Source organism: Solirubrobacter phytolaccae, from assembly GCF_027587195.1.
Classification (GTDB): Bacteria; Actinomycetota; Thermoleophilia; order Solirubrobacterales; family Solirubrobacteraceae; genus Solirubrobacter; species Solirubrobacter phytolaccae.
On the sequence record NZ_JAPDDP010000007.1, the window covers coordinates 22,743 to 44,037 of the forward strand.

The 21,295-nt window shown below is 71.8% G+C and carries 19 protein-coding genes; 11 read left to right on the forward strand and 8 right to left on the reverse strand.

Annotated elements, in window-relative coordinates; genetic code table 11:
- Positions 1–138 precede the first annotated feature (138 nt).
- Entirely contained in the window at positions 139–3,792 is a 3,654-nt protein-coding gene (locus OJ997_RS05515) for a M14 family zinc carboxypeptidase (RefSeq protein ID WP_270024048.1), read from the forward strand.
- Positions 3,793–3,841: 49 nt separating this feature from the next.
- On the opposite strand, the gene OJ997_RS05520 is transcribed toward OJ997_RS05515, so the two are convergent.
- Positions 3,842–4,186 carry a hypothetical protein gene (locus tag OJ997_RS05520; protein WP_270024050.1) on the reverse strand — a complete coding sequence of 115 codons (345 nt, stop codon included), beginning with the start codon at positions 4,184–4,186 and terminating at the stop codon, positions 3,842–3,844.
- Positions 4,187–4,384: 198 nt separating this feature from the next.
- Here OJ997_RS05520 and OJ997_RS05525 point away from each other — a divergent pair, with 198 nt between their 5' ends.
- Positions 4,385–5,128, forward strand: a complete 744-nt coding sequence (locus OJ997_RS05525) for an ABC transporter ATP-binding protein (RefSeq protein WP_272599396.1) — start codon at positions 4,385–4,387, stop codon at positions 5,126–5,128.
- Positions 5,129–5,131: 3 nt separating this feature from the next.
- A complete protein-coding gene (locus OJ997_RS05530) occupies positions 5,132–7,633 on the forward strand; it encodes an ABC transporter permease (RefSeq protein ID WP_270024052.1) in 2,502 nt (833 codons plus the stop codon).
- On the opposite strand, the gene OJ997_RS05535 is transcribed toward OJ997_RS05530, so the two are convergent.
- Positions 7,630–9,084, reverse strand: a complete 1,455-nt coding sequence (locus tag OJ997_RS05535; protein ID WP_270024053.1) for a M20/M25/M40 family metallo-hydrolase — start codon at positions 9,082–9,084, stop codon at positions 7,630–7,632. The two genes, OJ997_RS05530 and OJ997_RS05535, sit on opposite strands and share 4 nt — an antisense overlap.
- A gap of 63 nt (positions 9,085–9,147) precedes the next feature.
- Positions 9,148–10,194, reverse strand: a complete 1,047-nt coding sequence (locus tag OJ997_RS05540) for a trans-sulfuration enzyme family protein (RefSeq protein ID WP_270024054.1) — start codon at positions 10,192–10,194, stop codon at positions 9,148–9,150.
- A gap of 77 nt (positions 10,195–10,271) precedes the next feature.
- On the opposite strand from OJ997_RS05540, the gene OJ997_RS05545 reads away from it, so the two are divergent.
- Complete coding sequence (locus tag OJ997_RS05545) at positions 10,272–10,628, forward strand: flagellar basal body rod protein FlgB (protein ID WP_270024055.1); 357 nt, start codon at positions 10,272–10,274, stop codon at positions 10,626–10,628.
- On the opposite strand, the gene OJ997_RS05550 is transcribed toward OJ997_RS05545, so the two are convergent.
- Positions 10,625–11,596, reverse strand: coding sequence for an aldo/keto reductase (locus OJ997_RS05550; protein ID WP_270024056.1), 972 nt, complete (start codon positions 11,594–11,596; stop codon positions 10,625–10,627). The two genes, OJ997_RS05545 and OJ997_RS05550, sit on opposite strands and share 4 nt — an antisense overlap.
- A gap of 88 nt (positions 11,597–11,684) precedes the next feature.
- Here OJ997_RS05550 and OJ997_RS05555 point away from each other — a divergent pair, with 88 nt between their 5' ends.
- Positions 11,685–12,296: a TetR/AcrR family transcriptional regulator gene (locus OJ997_RS05555; RefSeq protein WP_270024057.1), complete on the forward strand. Its 612-nt coding sequence runs from the start codon at positions 11,685–11,687 to the stop codon at positions 12,294–12,296.
- Positions 12,293–13,360 (forward strand): Gfo/Idh/MocA family protein, encoded by a 1,068-nt coding sequence (locus OJ997_RS05560; protein ID WP_270024058.1) that lies wholly within the window; start codon positions 12,293–12,295, stop codon positions 13,358–13,360. The genes OJ997_RS05555 and OJ997_RS05560 overlap by 4 nt, the downstream gene beginning before the upstream one ends.
- On the opposite strand, the gene OJ997_RS05565 is transcribed toward OJ997_RS05560, so the two are convergent.
- Complete coding sequence (locus tag OJ997_RS05565; protein WP_270024059.1) at positions 13,357–14,175, reverse strand: NAD-dependent epimerase/dehydratase family protein; 819 nt, start codon at positions 14,173–14,175, stop codon at positions 13,357–13,359. The two genes, OJ997_RS05560 and OJ997_RS05565, sit on opposite strands and share 4 nt — an antisense overlap.
- 61 nt (positions 14,176–14,236) lie before the next feature.
- Between OJ997_RS05565 and OJ997_RS05570 the strand changes: the two genes are divergently transcribed.
- The 4 genes from OJ997_RS05570 (at position 14,237) to OJ997_RS05585 (ending at position 17,915) form a co-directional block, all read left to right on the forward strand.
- Entirely contained in the window at positions 14,237–14,680 is a 444-nt protein-coding gene (locus OJ997_RS05570) for a MarR family winged helix-turn-helix transcriptional regulator (RefSeq protein WP_270024060.1), read from the forward strand.
- A gap of 301 nt (positions 14,681–14,981) precedes the next feature.
- Positions 14,982–15,881 carry an ATP-binding protein gene (locus tag OJ997_RS05575; protein WP_270024061.1) on the forward strand — a complete coding sequence of 300 codons (900 nt, stop codon included), beginning with the start codon at positions 14,982–14,984 and terminating at the stop codon, positions 15,879–15,881.
- 92 nt (positions 15,882–15,973) lie between these two features.
- Complete coding sequence (locus OJ997_RS05580) at positions 15,974–17,437, forward strand: MFS transporter (protein ID WP_270024062.1); 1,464 nt, start codon at positions 15,974–15,976, stop codon at positions 17,435–17,437.
- 37 nt (positions 17,438–17,474) lie between these two features.
- Complete coding sequence (locus tag OJ997_RS05585) at positions 17,475–17,915, forward strand: VOC family protein (RefSeq protein ID WP_372517870.1); 441 nt, start codon at positions 17,475–17,477, stop codon at positions 17,913–17,915.
- On the opposite strand, the gene OJ997_RS05590 is transcribed toward OJ997_RS05585, so the two are convergent.
- From OJ997_RS05590 to OJ997_RS05600, 3 genes are all read right to left on the reverse strand, one after another.
- Positions 17,908–18,657 (reverse strand): sulfite exporter TauE/SafE family protein, encoded by a 750-nt coding sequence (locus OJ997_RS05590; protein WP_270024064.1) that lies wholly within the window; start codon positions 18,655–18,657, stop codon positions 17,908–17,910. The genes OJ997_RS05585 and OJ997_RS05590 overlap by 8 nt on opposite strands.
- A gap of 189 nt (positions 18,658–18,846) precedes the next feature.
- Entirely contained in the window at positions 18,847–20,028 is a 1,182-nt protein-coding gene (locus OJ997_RS05595; RefSeq protein ID WP_270024065.1) for a sensor histidine kinase, read from the reverse strand.
- A complete protein-coding gene (locus tag OJ997_RS05600) occupies positions 19,998–20,699 on the reverse strand; it encodes a response regulator (protein ID WP_372517871.1) in 702 nt (233 codons plus the stop codon). The genes OJ997_RS05595 and OJ997_RS05600 overlap by 31 nt, the downstream gene beginning before the upstream one ends.
- A 71-nt stretch (positions 20,700–20,770) precedes the next feature.
- Between OJ997_RS05600 and OJ997_RS05605 the strand changes: the two genes are divergently transcribed.
- Complete coding sequence (locus OJ997_RS05605) at positions 20,771–21,295, forward strand: RNA polymerase sigma factor (protein ID WP_270024068.1); 525 nt, start codon at positions 20,771–20,773, stop codon at positions 21,293–21,295.

Here is a 21,295-nt window from a genome sequence, read left to right on the forward strand (position 1 = left end):
CTGAGGTCACGACCGGCCGCGCCGATGGCGCGGATTCCGCCTTCTCATCGGACTCCCACGTGATGTCGGTTCCCAGTTGGCGTGCGCACGCGCCTCATGTAGCTTTCGCCGCGACCAGGAGGTTGTGCAATGAGGGTGATGGGGTGGGGCACGGCGGCGGCCGTGCTGGTGTTGGCGTCAGGTCTGGCGACGCCCGCTTCCGGGGCGACGAAACGGCTGGAGCCACTGAACCAGTACGTCGTCACCGGCGGCGATCTGGCGCAGCTGGGGCAACTCGGCTACGACTTGACCGAGGGCGGGAGCGCTCGCGGGCAGGGGGTCGTGGCGACCCCGGCGGAAGCCGACGAGCTGCGCGCGAAGGGCTACACGGTGACGGCGCCGTACGGCGAGGCGAAGACCTCGCGGGCCGCTCCGCCGGACCCGTTCGCGACGGACCCGACCTACGGCTACGACGTGTTCCGTCCGTGGCACCTGAAGCCGGCGCCGTGTCCCGGGACCTGCTCGGGCGCGGTCGACGGCGCGGGCCAACCGATCAACCTGCAGACGTGGTACGAGCGTGAGCGCGCGGCGCACCCCGACATCGTCAAGAAGGTCGTCTACGGCAAGTCGCGCTACGGGCAGGATCTCGTCGCCTACAAGGTCAGCCTGAACGCGCACACCCTCGCTGACGGCGCCAAGCCCGTGGTCTGGTACGAGACCACGCAGCACGCGCGGGAGTGGATCGCGACCGAGGTCGGGCGGCGCCTGTTCGGGCACGTGCTCGCGCACGCGACCGACACCGCGACCGACATCCCGAAGCTCCTGCGCGAGAACGAGCTGTGGTTCGTCCCGGTCGTCAACGTCGACGGCTACGACTGGACGTTCCAGAGCAAGAACACGCGCCTGTGGCGCAAGACGCTCGCCGACAACGACGGCAACGACGTGATCGACGGCAACGACGGCGTGGACCCGAACCGCAACTGGGCGGAGAAGTGGCGCTACGACCAGGAGGGCGCGGTCGACGTCTTCAACGACGACACCTACCGCGGGCCGACGCCGCAGTCCGAGCCCGAGGTCGCGCAGCTCGACGCGATGTTCAAGAAGCTCAAGCCCAAGTTCCTGCTCGACTACCACTCCTACGGTCCGCTGATCCTCTACCCCGAGGGCTGGCAGGTCGAGACGGAGAGCACCGACACCCCGGCGACGAAGGCGCTGGCGGGGCTGGATGACGACCATCCGGCGATCACGCGCTTCGACCCGGACGTGTCCGGCGAGCTCTACACGACCAACGGCGACGTCACCGGTCACGTCTACCAGCGCTACGGCTCGCTGGCCTACACCGTCGAGCTCGAGGGCGGCAGCGGTCCGGGCGTCGGCGGCACCGTCGAGGGTCCGAACGCCTTCGACCCCGGCGGGTTCGTCTTCCAGGACTCCGAGACGGCGGTCGAGGATCAGTTCCAGCGCAACCTCGAGTTCGCGCTGGACCTCGCGCGGTCGGCCAAGAACCCGGGCCGCCCGGTCTCGCACATCGGCAACACGGCGCCGGACTTCGAGCCGAGCGCCTTCACGGTCTCCTACGGCTCGCCGCAGACCGTCGAGGTCAACGCCAACCGCGACCTCGGTCCGGTCGACGTGCACTGGCGCGTCGGCAACGGCTCGATCCAGACCGCGCGCACGAGCGAGTTCCTCGGCGGTGAGCGCTACGACCCGCCGGGCGTCTACTACCACAAGCTGCGCGCCGCGGTGACCGGCTTCACGGCCGGAGATCAGGTCGAGGTGTGGTTCAGCGCGGGCGCCAAGAGGTCCTCGTCGTTCACGTTCACGGCCGAGAAGTCCGTGGCCAAGGACGTGCTCGTCATGGCCGCCGAGGACTACTCGGGCAACAGCAACATCCTCGGCGAGGGGCCGCGTCCCGGACCCGAGTTCCTCAGCTACTACACGACGGCGCTGCAGGACGCGGGCATCTCCTACGACGTCTACGACGTCGACGCGCACGCCCGCACCGCGCCCGATCCGCTCGGCGTGCTCGGGCACTACAAGGCCGTCATCTGGTACACGGGCAACGACCTCTACGTGCGTGAGCCGACCCAGCCGGGCGCGACCGGCAACTCGAAGCTGATGGACGACGAGGTGATCGCGGTCCGCGACTACCTCAACGAGGGCGGGTCGCTGCTCGTGACGGGTCAGCAGGCGCTGCAGGGCGTGTGGGACCAGTTCCTCTACAACCCGCTCGGCGCGCCCCCGAACCCGTTCTGCAAGTCCAACAACTCGCAGGGGCAGGGCAGCGTCGACGATCCCGTCGGGCAGACGACGAACTGCATCATCGTCTCCAACGACTTCGTCCAGTACTACCTCGGCGCGTGGACGGCCACGATCGCCGCGGAGGAGGACGCGGTCGCCACGCTGCCGTTCAAGGGCGCCGGCGGGCCGTTCGGCACGACCGCGTTCACGCTCAACGGCGGCGACTCGGCTGACAACCAGCTGCTCGCGCAGACGTTCGTGACGACGTCGACGATCCTGCCGCAGGCCGAGTTCCCGCAGTTCGCGTCCACGCGCGCGATCGGCTTCGACCGGCCGCCCGCGTACGACCCGCCGGAGGGCACGAAGTACGCCTACGCCGAGTCCAGCGACGAGGGCTACCAGCGCCTGCGGCGCACCATCGACCTGACCGGCGCCACGTCCGGGGCGCTGAAGTTCAAGATCTCGCACGACGTCGAGACCGAGTACGACTACGTGTTCGTCGAGGCGCACACGGTCGGCCAGGACGACTGGACGACGCTCCCCGACAAGAACGGGCACACGACCACGTCGGTGGGCGCGTCCTGCGACATCGACTGGGACACGATCCACCCGTTCCTCGACCACTACCAGACCAACCCCACGGCGGGCGCGGACTGCACCAACACCGGCACGACCGGCGCCTGGAACGCGGCCACCGGCAACTCCGACGGCTTCCAGGACTGGGAGATCGACCTGTCGGCCTACGCGGGCAAGCAGGTCGAGGTCTCGATCACCTACGCGCAGGACTTCTCGGCCGCCGGGCTCGGCGTGTTCCTGGATGCCCTGCAGGTGCTCAAGAACGGCGCGGTCAGCGAGTCCAACGGGTTCGAGGCCGGGCTCTCGCCGTGGGAGGCGGGACCGCCGCCGGCCGGCACGGAGAACGACGCGGCGTGGGTCGCGCGCGAGAGCGTCGGCTTCGTCGACGGTCCCGGCATCGCGACCGACGACACGCTGCTGTGGGGCTTCGGCCTGGAGGGCATCACGACCCGGGCCGAGCGCTCGGCGGCGCTCAAGGACGCGATCACCTACCTGACCCGTTCCAAGCCGGCGACACCGCCGGTGCCCGGGCCGCCGCCGGCGACCTACACCGACAGCGAGGAGGGCACGGTCGGCGGCACCGTCCCGGCGACGCTCTCGCTCTCACTCGAAGCGCCGGCGCAGTTCGGCGCGTTCACGCCCGGCACCACCCGGACGTACTTCGCCTCGACGAAGGCGAACGTGATCTCGACCGCGGGTGACGCGCTGCTCAGCGTCTCCGACCCGAGCGCGTTCGGGACCGGCCACCTGGTCAACGGCACGTTCGTGCTGCCCGAGCCGCTTCAGGCCCGGGCCCGCAACGCCGCCAACACCGGCACGGCCTACAACAACGTCGGCTCGTCGGCCTCGCCGCTGAACCTGCTGACGTGGAGCGGCCCGGTGTCCAACGACGCCCTGACGCTCGAGTTCAGCCAGCTCGTGAAGTCCACGGACCCCTTGCGCACCGGCACCTACAGCAAGGCCGTGACCTTCACGCTGTCCACCACCAACCCGTAGCGCCCACCGTCTCGGGGGCTGCCGCTCGGCAGCCCCCGGGGCGGACGCCTCAGCAGACGACGATCAGGTGGAACGACGGCTTCAAGGGCTGGAAGAACGAGCCCTCGAGGTCGCGGACGAAGACCATGACGACGTTGCGGTCGCTCGCCCGGGACTGCGGGTTGAGGATGACCGGGGCGAGCGTGCCGCCGTTGCGGGTCCGCCCGGGCGTGGCGCTGTAGACGCACTGGGAGACGTCCTGCTGGAAGCCCACGTCGTAGACCACGCCGCCGCCGACCTGATCGATCCTCCGCGTGCGGGACTGATCGACGCCGACCGACTGCGCGCTGGACACGGTGCCGTCGGATTCCACGGCGGCGGTGAAGATCGGGTTGCTGAGCTCGCGGTTGGTCACGGAGACGGGCGAGGACGGAGATGACGAGCGCGGGGGAAGGACGTCGTGGCATACCCGCCCCAACGTCGGCGGGGCTCGCGCTATTCCCGCCGCCTGTCGGTCCCAAGTCGGACAATTCTCAGGCTCGGTGGGCGCGGGTGGCGCGACAGCGCTCTTGATGCCATCGACATCGCGCGCGTCGCAGTATTAGATGCGCGGATGGTGAGCCAGGCCGTGTCGACCGCGGCGGCGCGGGCCGTCGACGCCCGCAAGACCTACGGGGAGGGCGACGCGGTGGTGCACGCGCTCGCCGGCGTGACCGTGAGCTTCCCCGTCGGTCGCTTCACCGCGATCATGGGACCGTCGGGGTCGGGCAAGAGCACGCTGATGCAGTGCGTCGCCGGCCTGGACCGGTTGACGTCGGGGTCGGCGTTCATCGGCGACACCGACATCAGCACGTTGTCGAAGACCGACCTGGCGCTGCTGCGACGCGATCGGCTCGGGTTCATCTTCCAGCAGTACAACCTGATCCCGTCGCTGAACGCGCGCGAGAACGCGCTGCTGCCGCTGACCCTCGCCGGCCGCGAGCCCGAGCAGGCGTGGTTCGACGAGATCATCGCGACCGTCGGCCTGGGCGAGCGGCTCAAGAACCTGCCGAGCCAGCTCTCGGGCGGTCAGCAGCAGCGGGTGGCGGTGGCGCGGGCGTTGGTGCCGCGGCCGGACATCGTGTTCGCGGACGAGCCGACGGGCGCGCTCGACTCGCGCTCGGGGGCGGAGATCCTGACGTTCATGCGGCGCGCGGTCGACGACTCCGGCCAGACGATCGTGATGGTCACGCACGACCCGCACGCCGCGTCGTACGCCGACAACGTGTTGTTCCTCGCCGACGGGCAGATCGTGGATGAGATGCCCGAGCCGACGACGGACCGGGTGCTGGACCGGATGAAGCGCTTCGAGGTCTGAGCCGTGCGCACACTCGCCTGGCGAGGCGTCCGCAACAACCTCGGCCGCTACGTCGCGACGCTGGTCGCGATCATCACCGGCGTCGGGTTCTTCACGGCGACGACGTTCGTGTCCGACCGCGTCATCTCGAGCCTGGAAGGCGACGTCGACCAGCAGTACGGCAACGTCGACGCGGCGGTCGTGCTCGCCGACAGCACGGCCGACCTGTCCGGCGATCCGGGCAAGGACCTCAAGCTCTCCGCGCGGCAGGCCGACCGGATCACGAGCGTGCCCGGCGTGGACGGCAGCGCCGGGCTGCTCACCGCGCCGGTCGCGTTCCCGCCGCGTCGCGGTCATCCGAGCGCGAAGGCGGCGACGGGACGGCTGTGGATCGACGACGCCGAGCTCAACCCGCTCGAGCTCACCTCCGGACGCGCGCCGAAGGGCGCCGGGGAGGTCGCGGTCGATCGCGGGCTCGCCGAGAGCGTGGACCTGAAGGTCGGCTCCCGCGTGAAGGTGGCGACGCTCGCCGGGGCGTTCGACGCCACCGTGGTCGGCGTCACGAAGTTCGGCAGCGCGGACGCGCTCGACCAGGACGGCACGGTGTCGGTGCCCGCCGCGGCGGCGTTCGACTGGCTGAACTCCGGCCAGCGCGAGTACCAGGCGCTGTACCTGCGCGGCTCCGTCGACCAGGCGCAGCTCGAGCGCGAGATCAAGCCGTTGACGCCGGAGGGCTACACGGCGCAGACGGGCGAGCAGTTCCTCACCGACCAGCGCGAGTCGACGGGCGCGATCGGCCGCTACCTCAAGCAGGCGCTGCAGGCGTTCGCGCTGCTGGCGCTCTTCGTCGGCGCGTTCGTGATCTACAACACCTTCAGCGTGATCGTCGCGCAGCGGCTGCGTGAGCTCGCCGTGCTGGCGGCGATCGGCGCGACCCCGAAGCAGATCAAGCGCTCGCTGCGCCTGGAAGGCCTGATCATCGGCCTGCTCGGGTCGGCCCTGGGCGTGGTCGCCGGGCTGGTGCTGACGTTCGTGCTGATCGCCGTGCTCAAGGCGGTCGGCGTCGAGCTCCCGGGCAGCGGGATCAAGGTCGGGCTCGCCCCGGTCGTGCAGGGCATCCTGCTCGGCACCGTCATCACGTTCCTCTCGGTCAACATCCCGGCGCGGCGGGCGGCGAAGACGGAGCCGATCGAGGCGTTGCGGATCTCCGCCGTCGACGCGACCTCGTTCTCGCGGCGACGGAAGATCACGGCCGCGGTGCTGGTCGTGCTCGGCGCGGGCGGGCTCGTCGCCGGTGGCTCATGGGCGGCGATCGGGTTCGGCGCGCTGCTGCTGTTCGTCGGCGTGATCGTGGCCGGACCGTTCATCGCGCTCGGCGGCGCCCGGCTCGCTCGCCCGCTCATGAAGCCGTTCGGCCTCGAGGGCCGCCTCGCGGTCGACAACGTGGCCCGCAACCCGGGCCGCACGGCCACGACGGCCAACGCGCTGCTGATCGGCGTGTTCCTGGTGACGCTGGTCACGGCCGCCGGCACGAGCGTGAAGGACTTCGCGGTGGGCGAGCTCAAGAAGCTCCAGAGCGCGGACTTCATCATCACGAGCGAAGGCGGCTCGATCGACCCGCAGCTCCAGGCCGACTTCAAGCGCATCGACGGCGTGAAGGCCATCACGCCCTTCCGGCGCGAGACCGTGACGATCGACGGCAAGGTCGCGCGCCTCTCCAGCGGGGACATCCCGGCGATCCAGAAGGTCGCCGACCTCGAGTTCGCACGCGGCTCGGCCGCCGACCTCCAGCCGGGGACGATCGCCGTCACCGAGGCCGACGGTGGTCCGCGGCTCGGTGCCCGCGTGCGCGTCACCGACAGCACCGGCAAGTCCCAGACCCTTCGCGTCTCCGCGCTGCTCGCGCCGACGATCGACGCCCAGCAGATCGGTGCGCTGACCGCCGAGCCGACGTTCGCGGGCCTCGTCGGCCGGACCGCGCCGACCGTCGCGTTCCTCGACGTCGACTCGGGCGCGCAGACCAAGACCAAGGACGCGATCGAGGCCCGCGCGGATCAGCGCCCGGACATCACCGCCGAGGAGGGCAACGTCACCGGGCAGCTCGTCAGCTCGATCTTCGACTTCGTCATCAACGCCGTCAACGGCCTGCTCGGCATGAGCGTGATCGTCGCGCTCATCGGCATCATCAACACGCTCTCGCTCTCGATCCTCGAACGCCGTCGGGAGCTCGGGCTGCTGCGCGTCGTGGGCATGCTCGACGGACGCGTGCAGCGCATGGTCCGCCTCGAGTCGCTCGTCATCGCCGGGCTCGGAACGTTCGCCGGCATCGCCCTCGGCCTCTTCTCGGCGTGGGCGCTGATCTTCTCGATCGACCGCATCGCCGAGGCCGACATCGGCTTCAGCCTGCCGATCGGCCAGACGCTGCTCGTCCTCGTGCTCGGCCTCGGCCTCGGGCTGCTCGCCGCGCTCATCCCCGCGCGCCGCTCGACCCGGCTCGACGTGCTCGAGGCGATCCAGGCGACCTAGGTTCCGCCGATCGCCCGTCGCAGCACCCGCGTGAGCATGTCCGTGCCCTGCTCGAGGCCCTTGATCGGCACCCGCTCGTCGTTGCCGTGCATGGCCAGCAGGTCGGCGTGGTTGATCGGGTACGGGTAGATGCCGTAGACAGGGATGCCGCGCTGCCGCCACGGCGTGGCGTCCGTGCCCGCTTCGAACAGCGCCGGGGTCACGACGGTGCCGGGCCATTGCCGCCGCCCTTCCTGGCTGAGCGTGCGGTACAGGTCGGTGTCCGTGGTCGTGGGCGCCTGCCGCGCGCGCTTGTCGAAGGCGTCGAGCGTCTCGGTGACCGTGGCGTCGCCGCTGACGATCGGCGTGATCTCCACCTTCGGGTCGGCGACGACACGCCGCAGCTCCCGGATCAGCGGCCGCGGCTTCTGCCCGGGCAGCATGCGCATGTTCACCGTCGCCTCGGCGGTGCCGGGCAGGACGTTCGCGCGGATGCCGCTGTCGACGATCGTCGGCACGAAGATGTTGCGCACCAGCCCGTCGAACAGCTCGCCCCACTGGCCGTCGCGCAACTGGTCGGCGAGCCGGCGCCGGACCGCAGGGCGCCGCGTGGTGGTGATCGCGCGCAGCCGGCGCGCGGTCGGGGCGTCGGCGGTGCGCGCCCAGGCGCGCAGATAGCGGCGCGCGGTGGGCGTGATCCGCGGCGCGGTGTCGTAGTGCTCGACCCGGTCGAGCGCGCGCACGAGCCGGCGCAGCGCGCTGTCGGCCAGCGGGCGGGACGAGTGGGTCGAGGTCCCGCGCGTGCGGAAGGTCACCGACAGCGAGTTCTTGTCGATCGTCGTGATGCCCATCAGCCGGGCCCCGCCGCTCCCGCCGGCGAAGATCCAGCCGCCCTCGTTGAGGGACTCGCTCGCGTCGATCTTCGGCCAGTGGTTCTCCGCGAGCCACGTGGTGCCGTACGAGCCGCCCTCCTCGTCGGCCTCCGCGAGCAGGATCAGGTCGCGGGTGCGCGGTGCGCCCTCCCGCGCGAGTCGCATCGCCGCGACCGTGAACGCGGCCAGGCCGCCCTTGAAGTCCAGCGCGCCGCGCCCGTAGAGGCGGTCGCCGCGGATCACGCCCGCGAACGGGTCCACGGTCCACAGCGGGCGCTCGACGCCGACGACGTCCTCGTGCCCGGCGAGCAGCAGCGGCTTGCGACCGTCCGGCGCGGTCGCGGGCAGGCGGGCGATCAGGTGCGCCTTGCCCACCGTCGGGGTCGGCACGATGTCGACCTGGAACCCAAGCGGCTCGAGGCGCGTGCGCAGATACTCCGCGACGAGCGCCTCGTTGCCGGGCGGGTTGGACGTGTTGATCCGGACCAGGTCGCCGAGGATCGTCACGACCTCGCTGTTCTGGGCGCGGGCGGGAGCCGCGAAACCCGCGAGCGATATGACGACGACCGCGAGTGCTGCGAACCGGCTACGGCGATGCATGGCGCCTCCCTGGAGTCCCTGACCAACACGGCCATACCCGCGCGGTGCGGAGACCTACCAGGCTCAGGCGGCGGCGAGCGCCTGCTCGAGGTCGGCCCAGAGGTCCTCGACGTCCTCGCAGCCGACGCTCATGCGGATCAGCCCGTCCGGGATGTGCTCCTGGCCCGGGTGGACGCTGCGGCGCTCCATCGTCGTCTCGACGCCCCCGAGACTCGTGGCGTTGTAGATGATCTTGACCGCGGCGCACGCGCGGTCGACGGTCGGCGCGTCGGCGAGCTCGAAGCTCACGACCGCCCCGAAGCCCGGATAGCGCACGCGGTGCACCGCCGGGTGCGCCTCGAGGCGGGCCACCAGCTCAACGGCGCTCGCGACCGCCGTCTTCAGCCGCACCGGCAGCGTCCGCACGCCGCGCGTGGCCAGGAACGCCTCCAGCGTGCCCGGCGTGGCGCCGTAGAGCTTGCGCGCCGTGACCAGCAGGTCGCGCTGCGCCTCGTCCTTGGCCACCGCGGCGCCCATCAGCAGGTCCGAGTGACCGCCGAGGAACTTGGTCGCGGCGTGGATGACCACGTCCGCGCCCAGCGCCAGCGGCTGTTGCAGGAGCGGCGTCGCGAACGTGTTGTCGACCACCACGCGCACGCCGTCTTTGCGCGGCGCGCCGCAGATCGCGGCCACGTCGGAGACGTCGAGCAGCGGGTTCGTCGGCGACTCGAGCCACACGAGATCGGCCTCGAGCAGCTTGGCGATCCACGTCTCCGTGTCCGGAGCGGGCACGCGCTCGACCCGCCACCCATGGTCGCGCGCGCCGGCTTCCGCGATCCCGGCGACGCCCTGGTAGCAGTCGTCGGGGATGACGAGGTGCGCGCCGGTCGGCAGCTGACCCAGCACGGCGGCGCACGCCGCCATGCCGGACGAGAACGACACGGCGTGCCCACCCTCGAGCCCGCCCAGGACCTCCTCGAAGGCCTGCCAGGTCTCGGTCGCCTCGGTCCGGCTGTACAGGCGCTCGGTGCCGAGGACGAAGTTCGATGCGGGAACGAGTGGCGTGTTCAAGGGCGCGCCGGGCACGCGCTCCGGCCGGCCGCCGACGATGGCCCAGGTCTCTGGCTTCATGCACACATGGTGGTGATCAGCGGACTCTAAGAAGATTCTCATTCAGGTCTCATCACGTGAGCGCCGAAGGTCTGGGTGTGGAGCTCTCAGACGTGACACAGCAGGCCCTCGGCGCCGCCCTGCGCGGGGCGCAGGCGCGCCACCAGGCCCTCGCCGGCAACATCGCCAACGCCACCACTCCCGGCTACGTCCGCCAGGACGTCGACTTCCACGCGACGCTGCAGGCCGCGCTCGGCGCCGGTCGCAGCCCTCGCGACACGGTCTTCACGCCGAGCCGGGATCCCGCGGCGGGGACGGTGCGCGCCGACGGCAGCACGATCGACATCGACAACGAGTCCGCCAAGCTGGCGGCCAACGTGCTCGAGTACCAGGCGATCGTCGCCGTCAAGGAAGCGCGCGGGTCGATCGTCAAGGCGGCGCTCGGCGTGGGTTAGCGGTTGAGGGCGGCCATGCTCGCCTCGTCGAAGCGGTCGCCGGAGGGTGGCTGCAGATCGTTGAGCCGGGCGAGGTGGTCGGCGGGGAGCAGGAGGCCTTCGGCGGCCGTGTTCTCCTCCACGCGGTCCACTCGCGTCGTCCCCGGGATGGGGGCGATGTCGTCGCCGCGGGTGAGCAGCCAGGCGAGGGCGACCTGAGCGGGTGTCGCCTCGAGTGCGTCGGCGACGGCGCGGACCTCGTCGACGATGCGCAGGTTGCGTTCGAGGTTGCCGCCGGTGAAGCGCGGGTTGGTCTGCCGCCAGTCGTCGGCGTCCAGGTCGTCCAGGGAGCGGATGTTGCCGGTGAGGAAGCCGTGGCCGAGCGGAGAGAACGGCACCAGGCCGATCCCCAGCTCGCGCAGCACCGGCAGGACCTCCGCCTCGGGGTCGCGGGTCCACAGCGAGTACTCGTTCTGCAGCGCGGCGAGCGGGTGGATCGCGTGCGCCCGGCGGATCGTGGCGACACCGGCCTCCGAAAGGCCGATGTGCCGCACCTTGCCCTCGGCCACCAGCTCGGCCAGCGTGCCGACGGTCTCCTCGATCGGCGTGTCGGGGTCCACGCGGTGCTGGTAGTAGAGGTCGATGTAGTCGGTCCCGAGGCGCCGCAGCGACCCGTCGACGGCGATGCGGACGCTCGCGGGCGAGCTGTCCAGGCCGGGGCGCCCGGTGTGCGAGATCAGGCCGAACTTGGTCGCGAGGACGACTTGGTCACGCCGCCCCTTGATGGCCCGGCCCACCAGCTCCTCGTTCGTGTACGGGCCGTACGCCTCGGCGGTGTCGATGTGCGTGACCCCCAGCGCCAACGCGCGGTGGATCGTGCGGATCGCGTCCGCCTCGTCGCCATTGGCGCCCGTGTAGTACGCCGACATGCCCATGGCGCCGAAGCCCATGCGCGAGACCTCGAGCCCGCCGAGTGAGACCGTCTGCATCGTTCCCGCCTTTCAGTTCCGATCGGTACAGATGTCGCACCGTACCACTTCTGTACCGAGCGATACCGAATTGGCTATGCTGGCCGTCATGCCCAGCGAGACGAAGGCCCGGGCCGGCCGGCCGCGCGGATTCGACGCGGATGACGCGCTCGAACGCGCCCTGCTCGTCTTCTGGGAGCAGGGCTACGAGGCGACGAGCCTCACGGACCTGACGGAGGCCATGGGCATCACGCGCACGAGCCTGTACGCCGCCTTCGGCAACAAGGAGGCGCTCTACAAGCAGGCGCTGCAGCGGTACGTCGAAGGGCCGGGCGGCTACGGGGAGGGCGCGCTCCAGCAGGCGACCGCGCGCGACGTGGCCGCCGCCTTCCTGCGCGGCGCGGTCCAGGCGACGACGCGGTGCGATCGTCCGTCGGGCTGCCTGATGGTGCAGGGCAGCCTGGCCGCGAGCCCGCCGGCGCACGCCGCCCGCGACGCCGCGATCGGCCTGCGCGACGACATGCGCGGCCGGCTTCGGGACCGGTTCGAGCGGGCCCGCGAGGAGGGTGATCTGCCTTCCGGAGCGGACGCCGGCCTGCTCGCCCGCTACGTCATGACCGTGGCCCACGGGATCGCCGTCGAGGCCGCGAGCGGTGCCGGCGGCGATGAGCTGCGCAAGGTCGCTGACGCCGCGGTGCAGGGCTGGCCGCCCGCCGCATGATCCGCGTCGGCATCGTCGGCCTCAGCGCGCGCGGAGGCTGGGCGGGCAAGTCCCACGTCCCCGCGCTGGCGGGCCTCGACGGGATCGAGCTGCGCGGCCTGGTGGGGAGCAGCGCCGAGTCGGCGCGCGCCGCGAGTGAGGCCTTCGGCGTTCCCGCGCACGCGTCTGTGGAAGCGCTCGCGAGCGAGGTCGACCTCGTCGTCGTCGCGGTGAAGGTGCCGCGGCACCGCGAGCTCGTGCTCCCCGCGCTGGCGGCGGGCACGGCGGTGCTCAGCGAATGGCCGCTGGCCGTCGACCTCCGCGAGGCCGAGGAGCTGGAGCGCGCCGCGGCCGGGACGCGGTCGTTCGTCGGGCTTCAGGGGCGGACGTCGCCGACCTTCCGCTGGCTGGCCGACCTCGTGTCCGAAGGCTACGTGGGCGAGGTGCTGTCGACCACCGTCGTCGCGTCGACCGCCGGCTGGGGCGCGGAGACGTCCGAGCGCATGCGGTACACGCTGGATCGCGCGTCCGGAGCGACGATGCTGACCATCGCGTTCGGGCACGCGATCGATGCCGTGTCGATGGTCGTCGGCGAGCTGGAGGACGTGACGGCGACCACGGCCACCCGGCGTCCGCGGGTCTCGCTCGTGGGCACGGACGAGCTGCTTCCCATGACCGCCGAGGACCAGATCGCCATCTCCGGCACGTTGCCGGGCGGCGCGGTCCTCTCCGCCCACTACCGCGGCGGGACGCTGGCGGGCCCCGGGTTCTCGATGGTCGTCGACGGCACCGAAGGCACGCTCGAGGTGACCGCGCCCAGCCATCCGCACCTCGCCCGCGTGACAGTGCGCGGGGCGCCCGGCACCGAGCCGCTCGCCGAGCTCACGCTGCCCGAACGCTACGACGAGGACCCGCAGGCGGCCGGCACACCACGCCACACGCTGGCGCACGCCTACGCCGCGATCCGCGACGACCTCTCCCGCGGCACCGCGGTCGCGCCGGACTTCGCCCACGCTGTCCGGCGCCACCGGCTCCTGGACGCGATCCAGCGCTCCGCCGCCACCGGACGGCGCATCCAGCTCTAGAGGAGCCCTTCGCGCGCGGCCGCGTGGATCGTCGGCACCGTCGGCGCGAAGCCCAGCTCGCGCGCGAGCGATCCGTCCATGCGACCCGACCAGGGGTTGGCCAGCGGCTCGGTCGATCCCTCGATCGGCGTGCCCGCGAGCTGGGCCATCTCGTAGACGGTCACGGGGGCGTCGTCGGTGACGTTGACGATGCGCCCGTCCGTCGCTCCGGTGAGCGCGAGGCGGACGGCGCCGGCGACGTCGCGGTGATGCGCGACGGAGTAGGTGTGGGCGGGGTGGAGCCCGAAGCGCGTGGCCAGGGCGGGCATCGACTCCAGGTGCCCGTCGCCCTCGCCGTAGACGAACGGCAGGCGCAGGATCGCCCAGGTCAGGCCGCTGTCGCGCAGCAGCGCCTCAGCGGCCAGCTTGCTCGCCGGGTAGGCGCCGGTCTGCGTGGCCGGGTCGTCCTCGCGGCTCGGGCGCGGCGTGTCGGCGTCGTAGACGTTGCTGGTGCTGGTCATGACGAAGCGGGCCCGCGGCGCGTGCGCCTTCACGGCTTCGATCAGGTGGCGCGTGCCGTCGCGGTTCGCGCGCCAGACGGCGTCCTCGTCGTCGGTCCGGAAGAGCGCCGCCAGGTGGACGACGGCCTCGACGCCCTCCACCGCCTCCGGCAGCGAGCCGGGGTCGGCGAGGTCGCCGCGCACGCCGGTCGTGCCCGCCGGAAGGTCCACGTCGCGGCGGACGAGTGCGCGGGCGTCGAAGCCGGCCTCGGCGAGGCGCGGCAGCAGGCGGGAGCCGACGAGGCCGGTGGCCCCGGTGAGTAGAACAGTCGTCATGATCATCTCCAGTAGTGATCGTCAGTACAGCTGACGATCAGCCTAGCAGTAGAATTGCCGCATGGCCAGAGAGGACGACCTGGGGCCGCGGCTCGCCGGCCGCCTCACCTACCTGCTCAAGCGCGCGCTGGTGGACCTCGACGCCCTGCACGAGCAGCACCTCGAGTCGTCCGGCATCAGCGCCCGTGAGCTCGGGGTGCTCCTGTTCCTGGACGGCCGCGAGCCCGAGTCCCAGCAGCAGACCGCCGCGCGCATGGGAATCGACCGCACGACGATGGTCGGCCTGCTCGACTCGCTCGAGGACAAGGCGCTGGTCGCGCGCCGCCCGGACGCCGCGGACCGGCGCCGCAACGTCGTCGTGCTCACCGACACGGGCCGCGCGACACTCGAGGCGGCCACGATCGCCAGCGACACGGCCGAGCGGGAGCTGCTCGGGGAGCTGGACGACCGCGAGGCCGCCCAGCTGCGCGAGCTGCTCAAGCGCGTCGTCAGCCGACCTTCGTGAGCGTCGGGTACGTGTAGGTGCCGTAGAGCGCTGCGGGCGTCGGTTCGCTGCTGGCCGTTCGGTAGTTCAGATCGACGCCATACGGTAGTGCAGACGCGTGACTAGCGGTAGCGTTCATGGCTGCCTTTCGGTAATGTGCATGGCGCGTTCCGACGCTCTGGGACGCGGTCCGGCGCGCCGTCGACGACGGCGCTCCGCGCGGGCCGTCCTCCTGACGGGCTCAGCGGCTCCGGCCGACGACGAGCACGACCCCCAGCGGCACTCCGGTGCCGGCCGGATCGACGTGCTGAGGATGCGGCCGATGACGCTTCCTGAACGTCTCGGCCTGGAGCCCACGGTCAGCCTGCGCGCGCTCCTGCGTGGTGACGACGCGGAGGTGGGTGGCACGAGCGAGCTCGGCCTCTCGGACTACGCCGACGAGATCGTCCGGTCGGGGTTCCCGGGCGTCCGCGCGTTGTCGGGACGATCGCGGCGGGTGCGCCTGGACGGCTACCTCAGCCGCATCGTCGACCGCGACTTCGCCGACGAGCTGGGCCAGCCGGTACGCCGCCCCGACACGCTGCGCAGGTGGATGGTGGCCTATGCGGCCGCGACCTCGACCGTGACGAGCCTGGAGAAGATCCGCAACGCCGCGACGCACAACGAGGCGACACCCGCCAAGACCACCGCGCTGGCCTACCGGGACGCGCTCGTGCGGCTGTTCATCCTCGATCCGGTCGACGGCTGGCTGCCCACCGGCAGTCAGCTCAAGCGACTCACGCAGAGCCCGAAGCATCACCTCGCCGACCCGGCGTTGGCCGCCGCGCTGCTCGGCGTCACCGAGGACACGCTTCTCGAAGGGAAGGGCGGCCTGGCCACGATCCCACGCGACGGGAGCTTCCTCGGGGCGTTGTTCGAGTCCCTGGCCACCCTGTCGATCCGCGTGTTCGCCCAGGTCGCCGAGGCGCAGGTCCGGCACCTGCGCACGCGCAGCGGCGACCGGGAGGTCGATCTCATCGTGCAAGGGCGCGCCGGTGAGGTCGTCGGCGTCGAGGTCAAGCTCTCGGCCACCGTCGACGACGACGATGTCCGGCATCTGCGCTGGCTCCGCCGCGAGCTCGAGGACGACCTGCGCGCGGCGATCGTCATCACCACCGGTCCGCACGCCTATCGCCGGGCCGATGGGATCCACGTGGTGCCGCTCGCGTTGCTCGGACCGTAGTCCGGCGTCGCTCGCAGGCCCACTCACAGGCTGCGAGCGCGGTGTGAGCGGCGTGTGCCCGTGCTGCGAGCGGTCGCGCCGATGGTGGTCCCATGACCGCTCCCGCCCTGACCGAATCGACCTCGCGCACGTACACCTCGCTGCGCGCGGCCTGGATCCCACTCGCCGCCCTCTGCCTGGCGTTCTTCGTCGAGATGGTCGACAACACGCTGTTGTCGATCGCCCTGCCCACGATCGGCCGGGACCTCGGCAGCGGTACGACCGCGCTGCAGTGGGTCACCGGCGCGTATTCACTGACGTTCGGCGGGCTGCTGCTCACCGCGGGATCGATCGCGGACCGGCTCGGACGCCGGCGCGTACTTCTCGTCGGGCTCGCCGTGTTCGGCACGCTCAGCCTGAGCGTCGTGTTCGTCACCACGAGCGGTGAGCTGATCGCGTTGCGCGCGGCACTCGGCATCGCGGCCGCGGCCATGGCGCCGATCACCAACTCGCTCGTGTTCCGGCTGTTCGACGACAAGGCGCTGCGCATGCGCGCGATGACCGTGATGATCGTGGTCGGCATGTCCGGGTTCATCCTCGGCCCGCTGCTCGGCGGCACCGCGCTCGCCCATGTCCGCTGGGAGTGGCTGCTGGTCGTCAACGCCCCGATCGCGCTGATCGCCGCCATCGGCGTCCGGCTCGGCGTCGCCGCCGACCGCAAGGAGGACCTCACGAACGACCGGCTGGACCTGCCGGGCGCGCTGCTCAGCGTCACCGCGATCGGGCTGGCCTGCTTCTCGCTGACCAGCGGCGTCGAGCACGGCTGGCTGTCCGCGCTCACGCTCGGCTCGATCCTCGGCGCCGTCGCGGCCGCGGTCGCCTTCGTGCGCCATGAGCGCCGCACCGCGTCGCCGATGCTCGACCTCAAGCTCTTCTCGAACGGCACCGTCCGCGGCGCCACCATCGCGCAGATGGGGACGTCGATCGCGATGGCCAGCGTGATGTTCGGGCTGATCCTGCACTTCCAGTACGCCTACGGCTGGAGCCCGGTCAAGGCCGGCCTGGCGAACCTCCCGATCATCGTCACCATGCTCGTCGCGACGCCGCTGTCCGAGGGCCTCGCCAAGCGCTACGGCCACCGGATCGCCTGCGTGATCGGCGCCGGGTTCCTCGCCGGCGGGCTGGCCGGCCTCTCGCTGGGCGTCGCCCACGGCTACCTGCCGATCGCGATCTCGATGGTGCTGATGACGATCGGCCTGCGCACGGTCATGACCATCTGCGCCGTGGCGCTGGTCGACGCGATGCCGGCCAACCGCACGTCGATCGGCGCGGCGCTCAACGACACCGCGCAGGAGGTCGGCACGAGCATCGGGACCGCCGTGGTCGGCACGCTGATCGCCGTGCTGGTCACGACCCAGCTGCCGGTCGGCACGTGGAGCTCCGCGCTCGTGGACTCGTTCTTCCACGGCGAGCAGATCACCTACGGCGTGCTGGCGATCGTCGTCGGCGTCGTGGCCGGCTTCGGCGCCCTCACGCTGACCGACTCGCGCACGGTCGAGGAGCCGGTCCCCGCTTAGGATGTCGAGAACCGCGGACCCGTTCCGTCCCTTGGACATGACGCTTCTACGAATGGACAACACGCTCATCGTGGTCGAGGACCTCGCGGCCGCCAAGGCGTTCTTCATCGAGCTCGGCATGGTGCTGGAGGGCGAGACGACGGTCGAGGGGCCGTGGGCGGGCAAGGTCATCGGGCTCGAGGACGTCCGCGCCGACATCGCGATGCTGCGGACCCCGGACGGCCACGGGCGGGTGGAGCTGTCGCAGTTCCACACGCCGAAGGCGGTCAAGTCCGAGCCCGAGCACGCGCCGTCGAACACGCTGGGCCTGCGCCGGATCATGTTCGCGGTCAAAGACCTCGACGACGTCGTCGAGCGTCTCCGTCGCCACGGCGGCGAGCTGGTCGGCGAGATCGCGCAGTACGAGGACAGCTACCGGCTCTGCTTCCTCCGTGGCCCCGAGGGCATCGTCCTCGGGCTGGCCGAGTCGCTCAGCTGAGCCACAGCCGGACGGCAAGCGCCACGCCCAGCGCGACGATCAACAGGCGCAGCACGCGGGTCGGCATCCGCCGGGCGATCCGCGGGCCGAGGTTGGCGCCGGCCGCCATGCCGACCGCGAGCGCCGCGACGGAGGACCAGGCCACCGCGGTGGACAGCACGAGCACCGTGGCCGAGGCGACCGACGACGCGCCGATCAGCATGTTCTTCAGCGCGTTCGCGGTCGCGAGCCGGCGGTCGACGAGCACCAGCATCAGCGTCAGGGTCATCACGCCCGCGCCGGCGCCGAAGTAGCCGTTGTAGAGCGAGACGGCGAGCACTGGGAGCACGAGGGCCGCGGCGGTCGCTCGACGGTCCCGGCGCTCCCGCCAGGCGGTCATCCGGGGCTCGAGCAGCAGCGCTAGGGCGCCGGCCAGCACCAGCCACGGCACGATCCGATCGAACGCGTCGGACGGGGTCACGAGCAGCAGCACGGCGCCCGCGCCTCCCGCCACCGCGGCGACCGCGCACCAGCGCGCCACCCAACCGGCGCGGCCCTCGAGCTCCGGCCGGGAGGCGAGCGCCGAGCCGGGCCAGCAGGCGACGAGCGCGACGTTGTTCGCGACGGTCGCGTCCAGCGCCGGCAGGCCGAGGGCCAGCAGGGCGGGATAGGAGACCAGCGACGTGATCCCGCCCGCGCTGCCGACGAGCCCCGCGACCAGGCCGGCAAGGACCAAGAGCGCGCTCTGGAGGGGGTGGGACATGAAGGCTCCTTCCGTCGCCCGCACGCGGCGGGCAGGGGTAATAGAAGCCCTCGGGGTTTTTATCCCGTGAGGTGTGGGGCCAAATCAGCCGGCCCTGGCGCCGCTCGGTCCAGGCCGCCAGATCCTCATTTTCCTTGGCCTCTCGGCACGGACCCGGCGCGGAACCCTAGGCGCAACCACTAGCTGGAATCAGCCTACCGTCGCCGGCAGGCGGAAGCGCACGCGCGTGCCGACCGCGGCGTCCTCGAGCCAGATCGAGCCGCCATGGGCCTCGACGATCGCGCGCGAGATCGCCAGGCCGAGCCCGGCGCCCGGGGCCTGGCGAGCGGCGTCGCCGCGGAAGAACGGCTCGAAGATGCGGTCGCGCTGGGAGGCGGCGATGCCCGCGCCGGTGTCGGCGACCTCGATCTCCACGCCGTCCACACCGTCCTCGACCTGGACGGTCACGCTGCCGTCGGGCGGGGTGTGGTGGATCGCGTTCTGGATCAGGTTGAACAGGACGCGGCTGAGCTGCTCGCGGTTGCCGTGGGACCAGACGGTGGACCCGTTGACGTCGGCGCGCACCGTGACCGAGCCGGCGTCCGCGGCGGGGCGCATCGCGTCGACGGCGTCGTGGACGAGCTCGGTGACGACGAGGCGCTCCGTGGTCCACTCGAGCTCCTTCGCCTCCAGCCGCGTGAGGTCGAACAGGTCGTCGATCAGCGCGGCGACCTGCCGCACGTGGGTGTTCATGCGGCTGGCGTACTCGCGGCGCTTGGCCTCGTCGACGATCGAGTCGTCGATCGCGGCGGCGAGCAGGCCGAGCGAGGTGATCGGCGTGCGCAGGTCGTGCGAGACCGCCGCGAACAGCTCACGGCGCATGCGCTCCTCGCGCTCCAGGCGCACGATCATCTCGTCGACCTCGTGGCCGAGCCGCGCGATCTCGTCGTCGCCGCGCGCCGCGACGCGCACGTCCCGGCGGCCCTCGCCGACAGCGGCGAGCGTGACCCGCACCGCGTCGAGGTCGGCGAACGCGCGCGCGGCGACCCGGCCCGCCACCCACAGCACGAGCACTCCGGCGTAGATCGCCAGCAGCACGGTCATCAGGCCGTCGTGGTTGGACAGGAACATCTGCGAGATGAACAACGCGACGCCCGCCGTGAGGGCCACGACGCCGAGCGCCGCGACCAGCGCGAACTGGCGCCGCAGCCCGCCCGGCCGGCGGCGGACGATCCACTCCCCGACCAGCACCGTGGCGATCGCGAGCGGCGCGACGATCTGCACCGTCACCCAGGCGGCGTGCGCGCCGTAACACACCCAGACGACGCCCGGGATCGCGGCGGACAGCGCGGCCGCGAGCGCTAGGCCGCGAAGCGGTAGCCGACGCCCCATACCGTCTCGATCCAGTGCGGCTGCTCCGGGTCCGGCTCGAGCTTGGCCCGCAGCCGCCGGATGTGCACGGTCACCGTGGAGGTGTCCGAGTAGAACGCGTACTGCCACACATGGTCCATCAGCTCCTCGCGCGTGAACGCGCGGCCCGGATGGCGGGCGAGGAACAGCAGCAGGTCGAACTCGCGCGAGGTCAGCGCGATCTCGCGGGCGCCGCAGCGCACCCGGCGCGCCGTCGGGTCGATCTCGAGCGCGCCGAAGGTGAGCACCGGCTCGTCCGCGCGCACCGTGTCGATCCGACGCAGCACCGCGTCGACGCGCGCCACCAGCTCGTTGGGCGAGAACGGCTTGACGACGTAGTCGTCGGCGCCGAGGCGCAGGCCGGTCACGCGGTCGGACTCCCCGCCCTTGGCCGTGAGCAGGATGATCGCGCTGCTGCGATCCGGGCGCTCGCGGATCCGGCGCATGACCTCCAGGCCGTCGGTGCCGGGCAGCATCAGGTCCAGAACGATCAGGTCGGGTGAACGTTCCGCGACGGCCGCGAGGGCCGCGTCACCGTCGCTCGCGACGCGGGTCTCGTAGCCCGCCCGTTGCAGGTACGCCGAGACGACCTCGCCGATCGTCGGCTCGTCGTCGACGACCAGGATGGAACCGCGCACGTGCACTCGATCCATTCTCCCATCGCGCAGCGGGTCCAGGAGCGAGTTCAGAGAATGTTCACCAGGGTCGGGGCTACGGTCGCCGCGTGCTCACGGACGACGAGTTGCTCAGCCGCATCGCCGACCGCGACGAGCGCGCCTTCGCCCTGCTCTATGAACGCCACATCCACGCGGCGCGGACGACCGCGCGGCGTGCGTGCCGAGAGCTCGCGGACGACGCGCTCCAGGAGGCGTTCTTCGCGCTCTGGCGTGACGCCGGCAGCTTTCGCGCGCGGCCCGGCGGCGCCGCCGGCTTCCTGCACACGATCGTGCGCAACCGGGCCGTCGACCTGCGGCGCCAGGCAGACGTCCGCGAACGCCGCTTCGTCCACGCCGAGGACACCGGGGTCGAGTTGCGCTCGCCCGAGGGAGCGGTCCTCGCGCGCGAGGAGCACGCACGGCTGCGCGCCGCGGTCACCGGGCTGCCCGGCCCCCAGCGCGAGGTGATCCTCCTGGCGTACGCGGGTGGGCTGACGCAGCCCGAGATCGCCGCACGCCAGTCCGTCGCGCTCGGCACCGTGAAGGGCCGGAGCCGGCTGGCGTTGCGCCGGCTCGCCGCCGCGATGGGCTGA

Bases quoted from the DNA above. Each gene is read 5' to 3' on its own strand.
- OJ997_RS05565 (WP_270024059.1), bottom strand. From the start codon at position 14,175: ATGACGACTGTTCTACTCACCGGGGCCACCGGCCTCGTCGGCTCCCGC.
- OJ997_RS05535 (WP_270024053.1), bottom strand. From the start codon at position 9,084: ATGCATCGCCGTAGCCGGTTCGCAGCACTCGCGGTCGTCGTCATATCG.
- OJ997_RS05585 (WP_372517870.1), top strand. From the start codon at position 17,475: ATGACGCTTCTACGAATGGACAACACGCTCATCGTGGTCGAGGACCTC.
- OJ997_RS05570 (WP_270024060.1), top strand. From the start codon at position 14,237: ATGGCCAGAGAGGACGACCTGGGGCCGCGGCTCGCCGGCCGCCTCACC.
- OJ997_RS05525 (WP_272599396.1), top strand. From the start codon at position 4,385: ATGGTGAGCCAGGCCGTGTCGACCGCGGCGGCGCGGGCCGTCGACGCC.
- OJ997_RS05555 (WP_270024057.1), top strand. From the start codon at position 11,685: ATGCCCAGCGAGACGAAGGCCCGGGCCGGCCGGCCGCGCGGATTCGAC.
- OJ997_RS05575 (WP_270024061.1), top strand. From the start codon at position 14,982: ATGACGCTTCCTGAACGTCTCGGCCTGGAGCCCACGGTCAGCCTGCGC.
- OJ997_RS05560 (WP_270024058.1), top strand. From the start codon at position 12,293: ATGATCCGCGTCGGCATCGTCGGCCTCAGCGCGCGCGGAGGCTGGGCG.
- OJ997_RS05590 (WP_270024064.1), bottom strand. From the start codon at position 18,657: ATGTCCCACCCCCTCCAGAGCGCGCTCTTGGTCCTTGCCGGCCTGGTC.
- OJ997_RS05580 (WP_270024062.1), top strand. From the start codon at position 15,974: ATGACCGCTCCCGCCCTGACCGAATCGACCTCGCGCACGTACACCTCG.
- OJ997_RS05550 (WP_270024056.1), bottom strand. From the start codon at position 11,596: ATGCAGACGGTCTCACTCGGCGGGCTCGAGGTCTCGCGCATGGGCTTC.
- OJ997_RS05595 (WP_270024065.1), bottom strand. From the start codon at position 20,028: ATGGGGCGTCGGCTACCGCTTCGCGGCCTAGCGCTCGCGGCCGCGCTG.
- OJ997_RS05515 (WP_270024048.1), top strand. From the start codon at position 139: ATGGGGTGGGGCACGGCGGCGGCCGTGCTGGTGTTGGCGTCAGGTCTG.
- OJ997_RS05540 (WP_270024054.1), bottom strand. From the start codon at position 10,194: ATGAAGCCAGAGACCTGGGCCATCGTCGGCGGCCGGCCGGAGCGCGTG.
- OJ997_RS05600 (WP_372517871.1), bottom strand. From the start codon at position 20,699: ATGGATCGAGTGCACGTGCGCGGTTCCATCCTGGTCGTCGACGACGAG.